Raw genomic sequence first — 16,467 nt, forward strand, 5'->3', positions numbered from 1 at the left:
GCGGCTCGTGAGTCGGAGCCTCTAGCCGGGCGGCTCGTCGCGCTCTCTTCGTCGTGCGACGCCCTGGGCCTGTCCCTCGTGGATGTCGTTCACCCATTCCCAGCCGGGCTTGGCCGATGGGCCGATCCGCGGGTCATCGGTAGCGGTTCCGTCTCGTAAGGCATGCACGTACGCCCGGTCCAGGTCGATCCGTGCACGTACCTGATCAGCTCCGCAGGCGGACCCATGGCCAGGAACGAGGATGGCGACGTCGTCCGCCGCGTCTTCGAGCACCCGGAGCCCCACGAGGTACTCCTCGATCGGATCGTTGGTCTCTCCGAAGTCGTCGAGCATGGGGACGAAGAGGTCGGAGAGCATGTCGCCGGCGACGAGGACGCCGCGCGCTTCGATCAGCAGGGCGGCATGACCGGGAGCGTGCGCCGGATGCTCGACGATGCGTGCCTCCGGGCCGTCCCACGGGATCCGCGCGGTTCCGGCGGGCAGCCCGGTGATGAGGCCGTACCCGTCCAGCGGTGTCTCTTCGGCGATCTCCGGTGGCAGGCCCTCGGCGGCGCGGTCCCTCCAGTTCGGCTGCGACCGCACGTCGCGCATGACGGCCGCGCAGCGAGCCGTCCCGTAGCGGGGGGCGTCGCCGAGCCCAGGGTGCCAGAGCACGTGATCCCAGTCGGGATGTGTCGAGAAGCCGGCCACGACCGGCAGGCCCAGGTCGCGCAGGTCGTCGGCCAGGCAGGCCATCTCGGTGCGCGTCAGTCCCGGGTCGACGACCAGGACGCCGGTCTGGCCTTGTACGACGACGGTGTTGTTCTGGAGCAGCTCGCTCCGATGGACCATCACGCCCTGCGCAACCTGCTCCAGCATGGGTGCTTCCTCTCGCTCGCTCCCAGGTCTGACCGTGGTGCGAGGCGGAACTCATCGCCGGGCGGCGCAGTTTTCGTGGGCGACGAGCTCACGACGGCAGGAGTGTCCCCTCGGGCCCACCCGGCCCGGAGCCTCACGGTGACGCGAGCGGGGCCGACCGGAGCAGAGCGAGATCCCGCCGGACGTAGCGCAGGTGCGCCCACTCCTCCTCCAGGATCACGCGCACGCAGTCCCCGACGCTGGGGTGCCAGTCACCGCCGCCCCACGGGTCGTCGCGTTCCTCCGCGAGCAGCTCCGGGGTGGCCGAGGCCAGGAACGCCGTGACCTGCCCCTGCCGCTCGGCCCGCACCGCGAGGATCTCCTCGTACGTCGGTGTGTCCGTGCGGAAGATCGACATGTCGAAGCCCATCTCGCCGGCGCCGGTGAAGATCTGCCCGATCTCGTGGAACGGCTGCTGCATCCGCAGGATCCCGCCCCGGAGCCAGGCGTCCGTCGCCAGGACGAGGTGACGCAGGGTCTGGGCCAGCGACCACTCGTCCTCCACGTGGGCGTCCACCAGGTCCGGGGGTGTGCCCTCCACCGTCTCCTGCCACGCGGACTGCACGGCGACCCACCCCTCGCGCAGCCCCTCGACCGTCTGCGACTTCTGCAGCTCGCGGCCCGGGAACTGCCGGTTGAGCTCGGCGTCCACGTACGGCACCACGTCGACCCCGTTGACGATCAGGCTGCCGAAGAACAGGTCATGGCTGTCGACGTCGAGCCCGTCCAGGTCGACGCCGCGCATCCTCACGCCGCTGACGTCGGAGAACCGCAGGGTGGCGCCCTTGAAGCTGGCCCTGACGAAGGTCGCGCCCTCGAACTCCTTCGTCCCGGAATAGGTCGTCATCCCTCCACCATGACCGACCTCGGGCGGTCCTGCCCGGCGACGATCAGGTCACCCCACGACCAGCCGCAACCGGTTCTCCCCGACCCGCACCGTGACCTCCTGGCCCCACGACGCGACGAGCCGGTCCGACTCGACGCCGTCGCCGAACACCACGAGCTGGTCCGACTCGACCGTGAGCCGGAGCTCGCCGCCCGCGTCGAGGAGCCCCTCGGTCAGGTCTGCTCCCGTCGCGGGTGACGGCCACGCCTCGCGCACGAACCATGCGAGTGCCGGGTCGGTGGGGCCGGGGAGCCGGCGTCCGCCGCGCTCGCGAGCGATCGACGCGCACCACCCCGTGGCCCCGGCCCCCGTCGCGACGATGACCCCTGACGAGGACTGGCGCTCGTTCCTGACGGATCCGCGGGTCACGCCTCGACCGCCGGACGCGTCGCCCGGACCGTCCGCCGCGATCCGGTAGCGCGCCGACTGGTGCGACGGGTGACCGACGAAGACCTCGTTGAGCGCGGTGAGGACCTGACCGTCGTCGAGCGACGCCCGGACCGTGGTGAGGTCTTCGGTCCGCAGCCCGAGCACGTGGCTCGTGGCGCCGTCGTCGGGCCCGCTGGGCGCGCGCCCGTCCGTCCCGCGCCCGCCCGTCTCGTGAGCTGCCATCGCTGCTCGCGTCGCGCGGCCCGCGCGCTGCAGGAGCCCGACGGCCGTCGGGACGTCGAGCCGGACGAGCGCGCCCGCGTTGGTCCCCGGCTCGGGGTCGACGCCCAGCACGGGCTGGTCCGTGAGGTACTTGGCGACGTTCGCGACCAGGCCGTCCTGGCCGACCACGACCACGACGTCCTCGGGGGCCACGAGGAACCGGCCGAGGTCGGCCCGCTCGACGTCGGCACGACGCCACTCCTCGGGGATCGCGGCGGCGACCCGGGCTCGCGCCGCGGTCACGGTGTCGTGCCGCTCCTGGACCGCGGCAAGGGTGCGGCCGCGCGAGCGGAGGAAGAACTCGGCCTGCCCACGGGTCGCGTGCCGGTCGAGGAGCTCGTCGAGCTCGGTGCGTCGGTGCACGACGACGGCCCGCCGCTGGAGGGGCACGTCAGGCTCCCCGGTGGGCGGGGGCCACGGGGGCGCCCGCGCCCGCGCCGGCGGCCGAACCCGCTCCCGCTCCCGTGAGCGCGGCGAGCGCCCCGCTGAGGAGGTCGGGCGTGATGGTCAGGCTGCCGATCTTGGGCAGGGCCCCGGCGAGGTCGCGCATCGCCACGGCCAGGATGGTCGACTGGTCCATTCCCTCGTAGACGTCCATGACGGTCCGGAACTTCGCGTTGTTCGCCTCGCCGATCCGGCGGATCTCCTCGGCCTGCGCGAGCGAGGTCAGGTCGCGCCGCTCGGCCGCGGCCCGGGCCTCGACGAGGGCGGCAGCCGCCGCCTCCTCGGCCTCGCGCCGCGCGTTGGCCCCCTCCTGCGCGACGAGCTGCTCGCGCCGCGTCGCGAGCTCGATTCGGCTCGCGAGCTCGTTCTCCGAGATGGTGCGCTCGCGCTCGACCGCGAGCGCCCGCCGCTCGTACGTCGACCGGTCGGCCTCGGCCTGGACGTGCTCGCGCAGCGGGGTCTGCAGGGCGCGCTCGACGTCGCCGTCGGGACGGACTGCGAGCACGTGGACCCCCAGGACCTCGATGCCCGTCGAGGCCAGCCGGGCGTCGGACCCCAGCGCCTCGACGAGCTGGGCCCGGACCTGGCTCACGCCCTGCTCGAGCGCGGTCGTGAGCGGCACGGCTGCGAGATGGTCGATCGCGTGGCTCTGCGCGAGCTGGCCGATGATCGTCGCGACCTGGTCGCGGCCCGTCGTCGTGGCGGCGCCCGAGTCGGGGTCGATCCCGAAGTCGAGGCGCTGCGAGACGACCGCCGGGTCGGCGAAGCGGTAGGTCACGTTGACCTGGACCGTGACGTCCTGGTGGTCACGCGTCGTGGCGTGGAAGAGGACGGGCAGCTCCTGGTCGTCGACCGGCACCTCGCTGAGCACCGACGTGCCTGGCCGGAACCAGAACGCCTGGCCGATCCCGTGGTGCGCGACCCGTCCCGCCTTGAGGTGGATCACGGCGCCCGTGGGGCTGCCGAGGAAGTGTCGCAGCCAGGGGTAGCGCTTGATGGTGGCCATGGGAGGCTCCGTCCGTCGTCGTTGTTTGTGTCACATTGACGATAAGCCTCGACCGTCTTTAGAGTCAACTTGACGATAAGCAGGTAGGGTGGGGAGCATGAGCCCTCGCGAGACGCCCGCGTCACCCGCGTCAGCCACGCCGCCTTCGGCCGCCCGGATCCCGGTCACGGTCGACGTCGTCGCGCTCACGGTCCGCGACGGCACGCTCCAGGTGCTGCTCGTGACGCGCCTGCTCGACCCGTTCCGCGACCGGCTCGCCCTGCCGGGCGGGTTCGTCCTCGCGGGCGAGACCCTGCCGCAGGCCGCGGCTCGCGAGCTCGCCGAGGAGACGGGCGTCGCGGTTCCCGGGCACCTCGAGCAGCTGCGCACCTACGGGCCGCTCGACCGGGACCCGCGCGGCCCCGTGCTCTCGGTCGCGCACCTGCTGCTCGCGCCCACCTACGGCCTGCCGGCCGCGGGCAGCGACGCCGCGCAGGTCGGCTGGTACCCCGTGGACGAGGCGCTCGCGGACGGCGCCGGCCTCGCGTTCGACCACCACCGGATCCTGCGCGACGGTGTCGAGCGCGCCCGCGCCAAGCTCGAGTACTCGACGCTCGCGACGGCCTTCTGCGGCCCCGAGTTCACGATCGCCCAGCTCCGTGCGGTCTACGAGGCCGTGTGGGGCACGCGCCTCGACCCCCGCAACTTCCATCGCAAGGCCGTCGGGACCCCGGGGTTCCTCGTCGAGACGGGGGAGTCGACCTCGGGCGGGACGGGCCGGCCCGCCGCGCTCTACCGGCTCGCGCCCGAGGCGGAGCGGGCCGCCGGGGCGCGTGACGTCGTCGGGAAGGACGAGGCCCCTGCGTCGGTGCCCGCCGTGCTCAACCCGCCCCTCATGCGGCCCGCCGGGTGACCGGCTACCGCGCGCCCGCCTCCCCGGGGCCCTCCGCCGGCTCGCGCGCGCCCGCGGAGTAGAGGTCGGCGAGGCGGCGCAGCAGGTCGCGCAGCTCGGGCGGGTCGAGCACCTCGAACGGGGTGTCGATCGTCGCGAGGAAGCCCGCGACGTCGATCAGCGAGTCCGAGCCGGTCTCCAGTACGCACGTGCCGTCGTCGGACCCCGTGAGGATGCCTGCGGTCGGGGTGACGCGCGCGGCGATCTCCGTCGCGGGCGCGAGGAAGCGGATGCGCGGCCGATGACGCCAGGCGGTCGACCCGACGCCCCGCACGACGTGCTGGGCCACGTCGGGCTCGGGCGGCTCGCGCGGCGTGAACCGCGGACCGCCCGGGGTCCGCGGGCTCATGCGGTCGGCGCGGAACGTCCGCCAGTCCTCGCGCGCGGTGTCCCACGCGAGCAGGTACCAGCGGCGGCCCGTGTAGACGAGGCGGTGCGGCTCGACGTCGCGCAGGGTCGCCAGGCCGTCGCGCCCGACGTAGTCGAAGCGCACGCGCTCGCTGCGGCTGATCGCTGTCGAGACCGCGGTGAGGACCTCGGCGTCGACCGTCGGGCCGCCCGCCGCTGCCGACACGGTCGCGCGGCGCAGCGCGTCGACGCGGTGGCGCAACCGCGACGGGAGCGACCGCTCGAGCTTGGCCAGCGCCCGCACCGACGTCTCCTCGATGCCCGTGACCGAACCGGCGGCCGCGGCCTGGAGGCCCACGGCGACCGCGACGGCCTCGTCGTCGTCGAGCAGGAGCGGGGGCAGCTCGGAGCCCGCCGCGAGGCGGTAGCCGCCCGCGGTCCCGGTACGCGAACGCACCTCGTAGCCCAGCAGGCGCAGGCGTTCGACGTCGTTGCGCACCGTGCGCGTCGTGACGTCGAGGCGCGCCGCGAGGTCCGCACCCGACCACTCTCGCCGCACCTGGAGCAGCGACAGCAGCCGCAGGAGCCGTACCGAGGTATCCAGCATTCCTCGAGTCTCGCAGCGATTGAGGAACCGCACGTTCCACAAGGGTCTCTAGCGTGGGAGACATCAGCACGAACCGTTGCTGGACCGCCCCGGACGAGGAGCCCGACGATGAGCGACACGACCCGCACGACCCCGAGCGCGACCACCGCACGCACCGCTGCCACGACCCCGCGCGGCCTGACGACCGTGAGCTTCTGGTCCGACGACGTCCCGGCCGCGGTCGCCTGGTACACCGAGGTGTTCGGCGTCGACCCGTACTACGTCATGCCGCCCGCGCCGGCCCCGGCCGCGTACGTCGAGTTCCGGGTGGGCGACTACCAGCACGAGCTCGGCATCATCGACCGTTCGTACGCGCCCGCGGGCGCCGCGACGCAGCCCGGCGGGGCGGTCGTCTACTGGCACGTCGACGACGTCGCCGCGACCTACGAGCGACTGCTCGCGCTGGGCGGGACCGAGTACCAGCCCGTGACCCCGCAGGGCGACGGCGGGTTCGTGACCGCGGCCGTCGTGGACCCGTTCGGCAACGTGCTCGGCGTCATGGAGAACCCGCACTACCTCGCGGTCCTGGAGGGGCGCGAGGGGTGAGGACATCTCGCCTCGGTCGACGGACTAGGTGTACCCGGCCAGGACGTTGGTTACAGCCGGCTGATCGGGGGTTGCCCGCCGAGGGCTTGATGGCGACGTCGGGTGTTGTAGTACTCGAGCCAGGGTGCCAGGGCTGCGGTCCGTTCGTCGTTCGAGGTGAAGACTTGTCGGTAGGCCCATTCGGTGGTCAGGGTGCGGTTGAGTCTTTCGACCTTCCCGTTCTGCCAGGGGCAATGCGGCTTGATGAACTTCTGCTGGATGTCGTGGGCGGCGCACAGATCCCGCAGCGACCAGCGGTAGGCCCAGGCGTTGTCCGTCATGAGGCGTTCGATCCGGGTGATGCCGTGGGTGGCGAAGTAGCCGATCGCGCGGGTCAGGAATTCGGCGCAGGTGGTGCCCTTCTCGTCGGGGAGGATCTCGGAGTACGCCAGCCTGGAGTGGTCGTCCACGAGTGAGTGGACGTAGTCATACCCGGTCCCGTGCTTGCGGTCTCGGTTGTCGTTCTCGGCACCGCGGCCGTGGGCTCGCCACCCGCCGCCGTCCGGGATGCGCCCGAGCTTCTTGACGTCCATGTGCACCAGTTCGCCCGGCCGGTCACGTTCGTAGCGCACGGTGATCGCTTTGGAGGCCCGCAGGCGATCGCCCGTCATCGGGTCCAGCACGGCCAGGTGCGGCATGTGGTGGCGCGCCAAGACCCGAGAGACCGTGCGGGGCGGCACGCCGAGCTCGGCCGCGATCTGGTCCCGCCCACGCCGCTGCTCCCGGCGCAAGGCCACGACCCTGGCCTCTGTCTCGGCGCTCGTCCTGGTCGGACTGTGGTGCGGGCGCGAGGACCGGTCAGCCAAGCCGGTCTCGCCCTCGGTAGCGAATCGGTGCAGCCAGTGCCGCACTGTCTTGCGTGAGACGCCCATCGCCGCAGCAATGTGGGCCTGCTTCCAACCATCCCTGCGGCGCTCGACGATCAACATCCTGCCGCGAACGGTCAGACGGGCATTAGCGTGGGACACGAGGACCTCCGGGTTGTGAAGACTTCGACATCTCCACTAAGCCCGGAGGTCCTCCCTTCGACAACCGGAACTGGCACCAACCTCACGGCCGGGTACAACTAGGTGGACTCGACGGACATTCCCTGGTGAAAGGCGTCGATGAGCGCGACATGATGGTCGTGCCGACCGGTATCGAAGAGCGATCTCCCCATGTCCTGAGCGAGGAGTCGGCGGGCAGACGAGCCAGCGAGGATGGACGAGACGATCGGTGCCGTCTCTGGGTTCAGCAATGACCGGACCATCCGGCCGGCGTGCTCGGCCCCGGCGAGCACAGGATCAAAGTCGTGAGCCTCGACGAGCGGGAAGTGCTCGCTGTACAAGAACTGGAGAAGCGGACCCGAGCTGAACCACGAGAGCATCGTCCTCAGGTCAACCGCATCCTTGGTGTCCCGGTCTCGCCGGTCGTTCCAGGCGACGAGCTTCAGGAGGCACTGCGCCGCGGGGGACGGAATTTTCGCGATGATTCCGTCGGGCAATGCCACGTGCAGCGCATCCGTCGCCGCCTCGTGAAATCCGATGGCGCTCATCTCGATCTCGTCCGGCCAGGTGATCGTCCGACGGGCCGTCTCGAGCGGGCCGAAGGGCACGATGTCCACAGGGATGCCATCGATCACGAAGCGGTGCGCTTGTGGCCCCTGGCGCCTCAGCGGGGCGGTCAACCGAGCGAACGCCGCCCAAGAATCGACGGCGATGGCGATGTCCACGTCCTTCGTCTGGCGGGACGGGACTGCTTCCAGCACTCCGATCGAGAAGACTGTGCGGGCGGTCGCGCCGACGAGCAGCACAGGGGTGTCGAGCGCAACGGCGAGGGGCTGCACCACCCTCATCACGTGTGCGGCAAGGACGACGTCAGGATCGGTCGAGTCGGACAAGGAGATCATCGGTCGTCCTCAGCTCGTTGGCGGCCTGTCTCTGGCGAGGGTCGCCCGAACCGAGGAGATCGGCATAGACGAGGGTGCTTGGAGCGACGAGGTCGTCTCCGCGCTCTGGCGGAGGCGTCCAGAAGCGCCGACGAACCTCGACGTCAGCGACCGCCGTCGGCCCGTCAGCCTTCCGCCAGTGATGACGCGCCGCGAGTGCGGCGGGCAGATGCTGCGCATAGAGCACCGTATTCCTGGTGGAGAGCTGCGTGCCCAGCAGGTCGGCGGCGGTCTCGCCTCCGATCAGGACGTCCGAAGAGCGGATCCCGTCCAGGTCGTCCCGCCACCACCCCGGGGCGCGCGACGTGAATCGTCCCAGATCGAGGGTCGGTGCGGTCGAGAGGTTGAAAAGCTCGACCCAACGGTCGAGCAGCGCACCCGTCCGGAGCAGGCGTCGGCGGTTCCTGGCGACATGGAGGAAGCCCGAGCGTTCAAGGTCGTCCATCACATAGGTCGTCGAGCCGAGCGAGGTCCCGGCTCGGGCGCTGATGGTGCGGTACGGAGCATCGGCGAGATCCTCCCAAGTGAGCAGTGCGAAGACCACCCGGAGACCTGCGGGACGAAACGCGGCCGAAAGACCCGCACGAGTGGTGCTCGGCTCCGGGATGCGGCGTCGGCCTTGGATGTCGATGAGCACCTCGCCGAGGTCGAGCCGCATGTTCCCCGCCTCGTCCGCAGAGTCGACAGCCAGCGAGCGGAGGGTGTCGGCGACGTTCATCGAGAGATGCCGAGTCAGGATGAGGGGGGGAAGGTCGGAGTGGATCGGCAGGCTCGCGGCGCTCCGACTCGTCAGGTCGGGTCGGATCAGCAACTGGTAGCGCCGCTGGACTCCCCGGACGCGGACCTCGGCCGTCCGAGGGTATGACTCCAGGACGCGGAGGTCGACGCCGGCGCGACGGAGAGTCCCCGTCACTCGATCGACGATCTGCGCGTTCATTTCATCATCACGTTCAGCGCTAGTGAACATAGGTCAATAATGAACACCGGTGCTGCTCTGTCAAGTACCCAGCCTGTTCCCCGGCCGTGTCGTCGACGCTGGTGCCATGGTGCCGAGGGGACCATCCTGGGTGTTGATCAGTGAGTCGTGAGGCGTTCCTGCTGGAGCGTGCCGGTGCACGTTCCTGGAGAGTGGTCAGAGCACACTGACTCGTCCGGATGGCGAGCCGGAACCGCCCATCCGGCCCGCTCCGCGCAGCCCCCACAGACCCTTTTCGAAGGGCCTTCGAACGCCAGATGAACACCAGGTGAACAGTCGTCGAAGACTCGCCGACTTGGTTCATTCCCCCGTCGAGCACCATTCACCATGGAGTACGTGACCGAGACGATCCTGCTCGCGCTCGTGGTAGTGACGGCCCTGGCCTTCGACTTCACGAACGGCTTCCACGACACCGGCAACGCGATGGCCACGTCCATCGCTACACGTGCCCTCAAGCCCAAGACCGCCGTCGCGCTGTCTGCAGTCCTCAACCTCGTCGGGGCGTTCCTGTCCCTGGCCGTGGCGGCGACCATCGCCAAGGGGATCGTGGACGCGAACATCATCACCCTCGAGGTGGTGCTCGCCGGTCTGGTGGGCGGTATCACCTGGAACCTGCTGACCTGGTTGCTGGGTATCCCGTCGAGCTCCTCGCACGCCCTCATCGGCGGCGTCGTGGGCTCGGTCCTGGCTGCGGTCGGGACGAGCGGGGTCCTGTGGACCGGCGTCCTGTCCAAGGTGATGATCCCGGCGCTGCTCGCGCCCGTGATCGCGATCGGGGTGGCCGCGCTCGGCACCTTCCTGGTCGCGCGCATCACCAAGGACCTGCCGCAGGACACGACGAGCCGCGGCTTCCGCTGGGGCCAGATCGGGTCCGCATCGCTGGTCTCGCTCGCGCACGGCACCAACGACGCACAGAAGTCGATGGGCATCATCCTGCTCGCGCTCATCGCGGGCGGCGCGGTCCCGGCCGACTCGGGCGTCCCGTTCTGGGTGGTCCTCGCCTGCGCGACCTTCATGGCCCTGGGTACCTACCTGGGCGGCTGGCGCGTCATCCGCACGCTCGGCAAGGGCCTCGTCGAGATCGACTCGCGCCAGGGCATGGCGGCCGAGACGTCCTCGGCCGCGGTCATCCTCCTCTCGAGCCACTTCGGCTTCTCGCTCTCGACGACCCACGTCGCGACGGGCTCGATCCTCGGGTCCGGCGTCGGCATGCCGGGCGCGAAGGTCCGCTGGGGCGTCGCGGGCAAGATGCTCGCCGCCTGGGGCCTGACGCTCCCCGCGGCCGGCCTGGTCGGAGCGTTCTGCTTCTGGCTCCAGGACGTCATCGGCGGCGTCGGCGGGACCGTCGCGGTCTTCACGCTCCTCATCGGCGTCTCGGCCGCGATCTGGATCGCCTCGCGCCGCAAGCCGATCTCCGCGGACAACGTCAACGACGAGTGGGACGGCGACGAGACGCCGGCCGCCGTGGTCGACGCCGCCGAGACCTTCACCGTCGTCGCCGCCGAGGCGACGGCCGAGGCAGAGGCCACGGTCGCCGCAGCCCCGACCACCACCCGTCGCGAGGGAGTCCCCGCATGAGCGAGTTCATCCAGTTCGACGCGCTGCTCCAGGTCGTCGTCGCCGGTGCGATCGTCGGTGCGGGGCTGCCCGCGCTGTTCGCGCTGGGCGTCCGCCTGCTCGCCCCCGCGGGGGGCGCCGCGCTCGCGGTGGAGGGTGCGTCGTCGGGCACGGACGCCGCCGGCCCGACGACGGCACGCCCCACGGGCGTCCGTCTCGCCGCAGCCGTGCTGTGCTTCGGGACCGTGCTGGCCGCGTGCGCGGTGGGCATCTGGTTCCTGGCCTCCGGCGGGCACTAGCTGCGCGACCACTCCCTGACCTGCAGGAGGCCGTCCCGTCGTCACGACGGGGCGGCCTCCTGCGTCGTGAGGTCAGGCCGGGCCGAGGAGGTGGGCCGCGAGGTCGAGGAGCTCCTGCTCGGAGACGCCGTCACCCATGAGGCGGACGACCCCGGCGGGGGACGCGTCGATCGTTACCGTGGTCCCAGTCGCCCCGGAGAGCGAAGGACCCGCCGAGACCGCGAAGTCCGTCGAGAGCTCGGACACCTCGCGCCACCCCTCGAGCAGCCCGACGTCCCCCGAGGGGCCCGAGTAGACGTTGAGCATGCGGCCTTGCTCCTGGGCGGGTGCGTCCGCGTAGACCGCGTTCGTCGTGCCGCCGTCCATGTCGACGACGTTCACGAAGAAGAAGCCCTCGGGGAGCAGCCCCGCGTCGAGCTCCTCGGCGGTCTGTCGGACGAGCGCCTCGGCCGCAGTGAGGCTCGGGGCGGGAAGGGGCTCCTCGTCGGGAAGGCCGGTGCTCCGGTGCGTGGGGGTCGGCGGTTCGGTGTTCCCGTCCGCGCCCGTGGTGCACCCTGCCAGGGCGACACCGCCCAGGAGCGTGGCGAGCACGACGGTCGGGAGCTGCTTGTCTGCGATGCGCACACCGGATCCTCGCAGAAGGACCGCGATGCGTCCGGGATATACCACGTTCGTCCTGCAATGTCCGTCATATCGCCCTCTACGGCGGGATAATGCGCGGTTCTGTGACAGAGGGCACATCGATCTCGCGTCATGACCGACGATCTGCGAGGTCTCCTCGGTAGGAAGTTGGACGACCGTCCACGAAACACCAGGAGAGTGTCATGAGTACCCCCTTCAGGGTTCGCAGCCGAGCGGCCTCCCCGCTCCAGCGAACCGTCGCCGCGGCGACGTCCGCGCTCCTCGCCCTGACGGGGGCCGTCGCCCTCGGGGCCGGGCCGTTGGCCGCGCCCGCCGCCGCGCAGCTCCCGATGTGCCCAGCACCCGGCGAGATGCCCGGCATCGGGAACACTCCCGAGTTCACCGACTCGAACATCGCGGTCTACGCCGGAGGCAACTACTCGGCGACCGGCACCGCGGCCGAGTCCGAGGGCCTCCTGGTCGTCATGGGAGACGCCCTGTTCGACAAGGCAGGCGGCGGGACCTACAACGTCGGCTCCGCGGGGGTCGGGTCGCAGATCACGCCCCCCGGTGGGACGACCATGCTCGCCGTGGGCGGGAACCTCGTCGTCGGTCCCGTCACGAACATGGACGTCGGCGCCCAGGTGGCCGGCGGCGGGAACGTCGACGTCGGCGGGACCATCACCAACACGATCCCGATCGCCCTCAACGGTGGCACGGCGACGGCGGGCATGGGCGCGGCGGCCGTCGCGCCCTACACGGACTTCCAGGACGTCATCACCGAGCAGTCCCAGATCCTCGCGGCACCTGCCGGTACCCCCGGAGCGATCGAGTCGTGGGGCGAGGTGCGCTTCACGGGCGACCCGGCGAGCACCTTGCACACCTTCACGCTCGACGGCACGCAGCTGAGCTCTCTCGACCGGAAGTTCTCGGTGTACCTCGACGGCGTCGGCGGCACCGCCCCGATCGTGATCAACGTGACGGGGCCCGTCGTCGACTTCGACACCCAGTCCGTCTTCCTGAACGGCACGCAGGTCAACGCGCTCTCCTCGGCGGAGTTCGGCAACGCCGCGTCCCGCATCCTCTGGAACTTCGTCGACGCGACGTTGCTCGAGCTCGGCGAGAACGACCAGTTCATGGGGTCGATCCTGGCGCCGCTCGCGGACACGACCCTCAAGACCAGCACCAACGGACGCGTCTACGTCGGAGGAGACCTGGCGGTCCTCGGGACCGGGGGCGGGATCGAGCAGCACAACTACCCGTGGATCGGCCCCGGCCCCTTCGCGTGCCGAGACGCCTCCGGGGCGACGTTCTCCGTCGCGAAGAGCGTGACCGGCAGCGGCGCAGACGCCGTGCCGGCCGGGACCACGTTCGAGGTCGACTACTCCTACGTCCTGGACGGCACGACCATCACGGGCACCCTCGACGTCCTCGCGGACGGCACCGCGGTCACGGGTCCGCAGGGCCTGCCCGAAGGCACGGTCGTCACGCTGTCCGAGCCTCGACTGCCTACGGTCCCCGGTGTCGAGTGGGGAACGCCCACGTTCGAGCCGAGCAGCCCGGTCACGCTGGGCGCGGGCGGTACCGTCGCGGTCCGCCTCACGAACACCGCGAACCTGGTCGACGCCCCGGCCGGCGGGTTCTCCGTCGCCAAGGAGCTGCTCGGTTCCGCGGCCGGACAGGTCCCCGAGGGTACCGAGTTCACGGTCGCCTACGCCTACGAGCTCGACGGCCAGACCCAGCGTGGCACCCTGACGGTGCTCGCTGACGGGACGTTCGTCGACGGTCCGCAGAACCTTCCCGTCGGGACGGTCGTGACCTTCACCGAGATCGACCTGCCCGACGTGGCCGGCGTGGTGTGGGGTGCGCCGACGTTCAGCCCGGAGTCCGTCACGATCAGCGACGGTGTCGACGCCCAGGTCACGGTGACCAACACCGCGGCACCCGTGGTCGTCCGCGTGGGCGGGTTCTCGCTCCAGAAGGCCGTCACGGGTGAGGCCGCCGACCTGGTGCCGGGCGGCACCGAGTTCACGGTCGCGTACTCGTACGAGCTCGCGGGCGCCCCCGTGACGGGCACGCTCGTCGTGACGGCCGACGGTACGGTCGTGAACGGCCCGCAGAACCTGCCCGCGGGGACCGTGGTCTCGTTCGACGAGGTCTCGCTTCCCGACATCGACGGTGTGGTGTGGGGCGCTCCGGTGTTCAGCCCGGACACCCTGACCGTCGCGGCGGACGAGAACCCCACGATCGTCCTGGCCAACACCGCGACCGATGCGCCCGCGGGTGGGTTCTCGGTACAGAAGCTCGTGACCGGTGAGGCGTCCGGCCTGGTGCCGGGCGGCACCGAGTTCACGGTGTCGTACTCCTACGCGCTGGACGGGGTGCCGACGTCGGGCACGCTGAGCGTCCTCGCCGACGGCACGGTCGTCGACGGCCCGCAGAACCTGCCGGTCGGGACCGTCGTGACGTTCGCTGAGGTCTCGCTCCCGGCCATCGACGGCGTGGTGTGGGGTGCGCCGACGTTCAGCCCCGCGACCGTGACGATCGTCGACGACGTCAACGCCGAGGTCACGGTGACGAACACCGCGACCGACGTCCCGGCGGGTGGCTTCTCGCTGCGCAAGACCGTCACCGGTACGGCGTCGGGACTGGTCCCCGCAGGTACCGAGTTCACGGTCACCTACTCCTACCAGCTGGACGGCGTGCCCACCTCGGGCACGGCGACCGTCCTCGCGGACGGCACGCTCGTGAACGGCCCGCAGAACCTGCCGGTGGGGACCGAGGTCACGTTCGGTGAGATCAACCTGCCGACCATCGACGGTGTGGTCTGGGGTGCTCCGGCGTTCAGCCCGGCGACCGTGACCATCGCGGACGACGTCGATGCCCAGGTGACCGTCACCAACACGGCCGATGCGGTCGTCGTCCCCGTGGGCGGGTTCTCGCTCCGGAAGGTCGTCGAGGGCGCTGCGTCCGGCCTGGTCCCGGCGGGCACCGAGTTCACGGTCGAGTACTCCTACGAGATCGACGGGGCCACCACGGGTGGCCGGCTGACGGTCCTCGCGGACGGCACGGTCGTGAACGGCCCGCAGAACCTGGTGGCCGGCACCGTCGTGACGTTCGCGGAGGTCGCGCTGCCGGAGATCCCCGGCGTGGTCTGGGGTGCTCCGGTGTTCAGCCCGGAGTCCGTCACGATCGGGGACAGCACCAGCCCCGAGGTCACGCTGACGAACCGTGCCGACCTGACCGTGGGTGGCTTCTCGCTCCAGAAGGTCGTCACGGGCGAGGCCGCTGACCTCGTACCCGAGGGCACCGAGTTCACGGTCACGTACGGGTACGAGCTGGACGGGGTGCCGACGTCGGGCACGCTGAGCGTCCTCGCGGACGGCACGGTCGTGAACGGCCCGCAGAACCTGCCCTTCGGGACGGTCGTCACGTTCGACGAGCTCGACCTGCCGTCGATCGACGGCGTCGTGTGGGGCGCCCCGGTGTTCAGCCCCGAGACGCTCGCGATCGGCGACGGCAGCAACCCGACGGTCACGCTGACCAACACCGCGACCGACGCCCCGGCCGGTGGGTTCTCGCTCCAGAAGGCCGTCACGGGTGAGGCCTCCGGCCTGGTGCCGGGCGGCACCGAGTTCACGGTGTCGTACTCCTACGAGCTGGGTGGCGTGCCGACGTCGAGCACGTTGACCGTCCTCGCGGACGGCACGGTCGTGAACGGCCCGCAGAACCTGCCGGTCGGGACCGTCGTGACGTTCGAGGAGATCGACCTGCCGTCGATCGACGGCGTGGTGTGGGGCGCCCCGGCGTTCAGCCCGGCCTCGGTCACGATCGAGGACGACGTCACCACCGAGGTCACGGTGACCAACACCGCGACCGACGAGCCCGCCGGCGGCTTCTCGCTGCGCAAGGTCGTCGAGGGTGCGGCCTCGGGGGCCGTGCCCGCGGGCACCGAGTTCACGGTCACCTACTCCTACGAGCTGGACGGCGTGCCCACCTCGGGCACCTCGACCGTCCTCGCGGACGGCACGCTCGTCGACGGCCCGCAGAACCTGCCGGTCGGCACCGTGGTGACGTTCGGGGAGGTCGACCTGCCCGAGCTCTCGGGCGTGGTGTGGGGCGCCCCGGCCTTCAGCCCGGCCACGGTCACGGTCGCGGACGGCACGTCCGCCGTGGTCACGGTGACCAACACGGCCGACGTCGTGGCGGCCCAGGTCGGCAGCTTCTCGATCCTCAAGAAGATCGAAGGCCCGAACGCCGCCAAGGTCCCCACGGACACCGAGTTCACGGTGACCTTCGCCGGGACCGTGAACGGCGAGCACCAGGAGGGCACGCTGACGGTCCGCGCCGACGGCACGGTCGTCGATGGTCCGGCGAACCTCCCGGCCGGGACGGTCGTCGAGCTCGAGGAGACGAGCCTGCCGAAGATCGACGGCGTGAGCTGGGGGACCCCGGCCTTCACGGTCGACGGTGAGAAGGTCTCGTCGATCACGATCGGTGCCGGACAGGTCGTCGAGGTGACGCTCACCAACACCGCGGGCAGCGGGCTGGCCGTCACCGGTACGGGGGCACTGGGGATCGCCGCGGCGGCCCTGCTGCTCCTCGGGGGAGGTGCCGTGCTCCTGGTGGGTGCGCGCCGCCGTCGGGCCTGAGCGCCTGACGGGCCCCGCGCCTGACCGACCGTCCGAGCGGG

At 71.1% G+C, this 16,467-nt stretch carries 14 protein-coding genes; 5 read left to right on the forward strand and 9 right to left on the reverse strand.

Going from position 1 to position 16,467, the window contains the following annotated elements; all coding sequences use genetic code 11:
• Positions 1 to 21: 21 nt before the first annotated feature.
• The 4 genes from ASE15_RS15975 to ASE15_RS15990 all read right to left on the reverse strand — a co-directional run bounded on the left by ASE15_RS15975 (position 22) and on the right by ASE15_RS15990 (position 3,884).
• Positions 22 to 858, reverse strand: coding sequence for an MBL fold metallo-hydrolase (locus ASE15_RS15975; protein WP_056764352.1), 837 nt, complete (start codon positions 856 to 858; stop codon positions 22 to 24).
• A 133-nt stretch (positions 859 to 991) separates the two neighbouring features.
• Positions 992 to 1,744, reverse strand: a complete 753-nt coding sequence (locus ASE15_RS15980; protein ID WP_056764354.1) for a DinB family protein — start codon at positions 1,742 to 1,744, stop codon at positions 992 to 994.
• A 48-nt stretch (positions 1,745 to 1,792) separates the two neighbouring features.
• A complete protein-coding gene (locus ASE15_RS15985) occupies positions 1,793 to 2,824 on the reverse strand; it encodes a hypothetical protein (protein ID WP_056764356.1) in 1,032 nt (343 codons plus the stop codon).
• A 1-nt stretch (position 2,825) separates the two neighbouring features.
• Positions 2,826 to 3,884, reverse strand: coding sequence for an SPFH domain-containing protein (locus tag ASE15_RS15990; protein WP_056764359.1), 1,059 nt, complete (start codon positions 3,882 to 3,884; stop codon positions 2,826 to 2,828).
• Positions 3,885 to 3,981: 97 nt separating this feature from the next.
• On the opposite strand from ASE15_RS15990, the gene ASE15_RS15995 reads away from it, so the two are divergent.
• Positions 3,982 to 4,776 carry an NUDIX domain-containing protein gene (locus ASE15_RS15995; RefSeq protein WP_056764362.1) on the forward strand — a complete coding sequence of 265 codons (795 nt, stop codon included), beginning with the start codon at positions 3,982 to 3,984 and terminating at the stop codon, positions 4,774 to 4,776.
• Positions 4,777 to 4,780: 4 nt separating this feature from the next.
• Here ASE15_RS15995 and ASE15_RS16000 read toward each other — a convergent pair whose 3' ends face one another.
• A complete protein-coding gene (locus ASE15_RS16000; protein ID WP_056764364.1) occupies positions 4,781 to 5,770 on the reverse strand; it encodes a YafY family protein in 990 nt (329 codons plus the stop codon).
• Between the two features lie 108 nt (positions 5,771 to 5,878).
• On the opposite strand from ASE15_RS16000, the gene ASE15_RS16005 reads away from it, so the two are divergent.
• A complete protein-coding gene (locus ASE15_RS16005) occupies positions 5,879 to 6,355 on the forward strand; it encodes a VOC family protein (protein ID WP_056653153.1) in 477 nt (158 codons plus the stop codon).
• Positions 6,356 to 6,405: 50 nt separating this feature from the next.
• On the opposite strand, the gene ASE15_RS16010 is transcribed toward ASE15_RS16005, so the two are convergent.
• The 3 genes from ASE15_RS16010 to ASE15_RS16020 form a co-directional block, all read right to left on the reverse strand.
• Positions 6,406 to 7,362: an IS481 family transposase gene (locus tag ASE15_RS16010; RefSeq protein WP_056764367.1), complete on the reverse strand. Its 957-nt coding sequence runs from the start codon at positions 7,360 to 7,362 to the stop codon at positions 6,406 to 6,408.
• 98 nt (positions 7,363 to 7,460) lie between these two features.
• Positions 7,461 to 8,282: a hypothetical protein gene (locus ASE15_RS16015; RefSeq protein WP_056764369.1), complete on the reverse strand. Its 822-nt coding sequence runs from the start codon at positions 8,280 to 8,282 to the stop codon at positions 7,461 to 7,463.
• Positions 8,251 to 9,258: a type IV toxin-antitoxin system AbiEi family antitoxin gene (locus ASE15_RS16020; protein WP_056653147.1), complete on the reverse strand. Its 1,008-nt coding sequence runs from the start codon at positions 9,256 to 9,258 to the stop codon at positions 8,251 to 8,253. The genes ASE15_RS16015 and ASE15_RS16020 overlap by 32 nt, the downstream gene beginning before the upstream one ends.
• Positions 9,259 to 9,624: 366 nt before the next feature.
• On the opposite strand from ASE15_RS16020, the gene ASE15_RS16025 reads away from it, so the two are divergent.
• Entirely contained in the window at positions 9,625 to 10,875 is a 1,251-nt protein-coding gene (locus tag ASE15_RS16025) for an inorganic phosphate transporter (protein WP_082618509.1), read from the forward strand.
• Complete coding sequence (locus tag ASE15_RS16030) at positions 10,872 to 11,153, forward strand: hypothetical protein (RefSeq protein ID WP_056764371.1); 282 nt, start codon at positions 10,872 to 10,874, stop codon at positions 11,151 to 11,153. Before ASE15_RS16025 ends, ASE15_RS16030 begins: the two co-directional genes overlap by 4 nt.
• A gap of 72 nt (positions 11,154 to 11,225) precedes the next feature.
• On the opposite strand, the gene ASE15_RS16035 is transcribed toward ASE15_RS16030, so the two are convergent.
• On the reverse strand, positions 11,226 to 11,777 hold the full coding sequence (locus ASE15_RS16035; RefSeq protein WP_056764374.1) for a hypothetical protein: 552 nt from the start codon (positions 11,775 to 11,777) through the stop codon (positions 11,226 to 11,228).
• A gap of 200 nt (positions 11,778 to 11,977) precedes the next feature.
• On the opposite strand from ASE15_RS16035, the gene ASE15_RS16040 reads away from it, so the two are divergent.
• Positions 11,978 to 16,426 (forward strand): DUF5979 domain-containing protein, encoded by a 4,449-nt coding sequence (locus tag ASE15_RS16040; RefSeq protein ID WP_056764376.1) that lies wholly within the window; start codon positions 11,978 to 11,980, stop codon positions 16,424 to 16,426.
• The last annotated feature ends 41 nt before the right edge of the window (positions 16,427 to 16,467 follow it).

The sequence above is a fragment of the Oerskovia sp. Root22 genome (genome assembly GCF_001429135.1).
Taxonomy (GTDB): domain Bacteria; phylum Actinomycetota; class Actinomycetes; order Actinomycetales; family Cellulomonadaceae; genus Oerskovia; species Oerskovia enterophila.

What these genes read in the sequence shown, in the direction of transcription:
- ASE15_RS16005 (WP_056653153.1), top strand. Translation starts at nt 5,879, where the DNA reads ATGAGCGACACGACCCGCACGACCCCGAGCGCGACCACCGCACGCACC.
- ASE15_RS16040 (WP_056764376.1), top strand. Translation starts at nt 11,978, where the DNA reads ATGAGTACCCCCTTCAGGGTTCGCAGCCGAGCGGCCTCCCCGCTCCAG.
- ASE15_RS16020 (WP_056653147.1), bottom strand. Translation starts at nt 9,258, where the DNA reads ATGAACGCGCAGATCGTCGATCGAGTGACGGGGACTCTCCGTCGCGCC.
- ASE15_RS15975 (WP_056764352.1), bottom strand. Translation starts at nt 858, where the DNA reads ATGCTGGAGCAGGTTGCGCAGGGCGTGATGGTCCATCGGAGCGAGCTG.
- ASE15_RS16025 (WP_082618509.1), top strand. Translation starts at nt 9,625, where the DNA reads ATGGAGTACGTGACCGAGACGATCCTGCTCGCGCTCGTGGTAGTGACG.
- ASE15_RS16030 (WP_056764371.1), top strand. Translation starts at nt 10,872, where the DNA reads ATGAGCGAGTTCATCCAGTTCGACGCGCTGCTCCAGGTCGTCGTCGCC.
- ASE15_RS15990 (WP_056764359.1), bottom strand. Translation starts at nt 3,884, where the DNA reads ATGGCCACCATCAAGCGCTACCCCTGGCTGCGACACTTCCTCGGCAGC.
- ASE15_RS16015 (WP_056764369.1), bottom strand. Translation starts at nt 8,282, where the DNA reads ATGATCTCCTTGTCCGACTCGACCGATCCTGACGTCGTCCTTGCCGCA.
- ASE15_RS16000 (WP_056764364.1), bottom strand. Translation starts at nt 5,770, where the DNA reads ATGCTGGATACCTCGGTACGGCTCCTGCGGCTGCTGTCGCTGCTCCAG.
- ASE15_RS15995 (WP_056764362.1), top strand. Translation starts at nt 3,982, where the DNA reads ATGAGCCCTCGCGAGACGCCCGCGTCACCCGCGTCAGCCACGCCGCCT.
- ASE15_RS15980 (WP_056764354.1), bottom strand. Translation starts at nt 1,744, where the DNA reads ATGACGACCTATTCCGGGACGAAGGAGTTCGAGGGCGCGACCTTCGTC.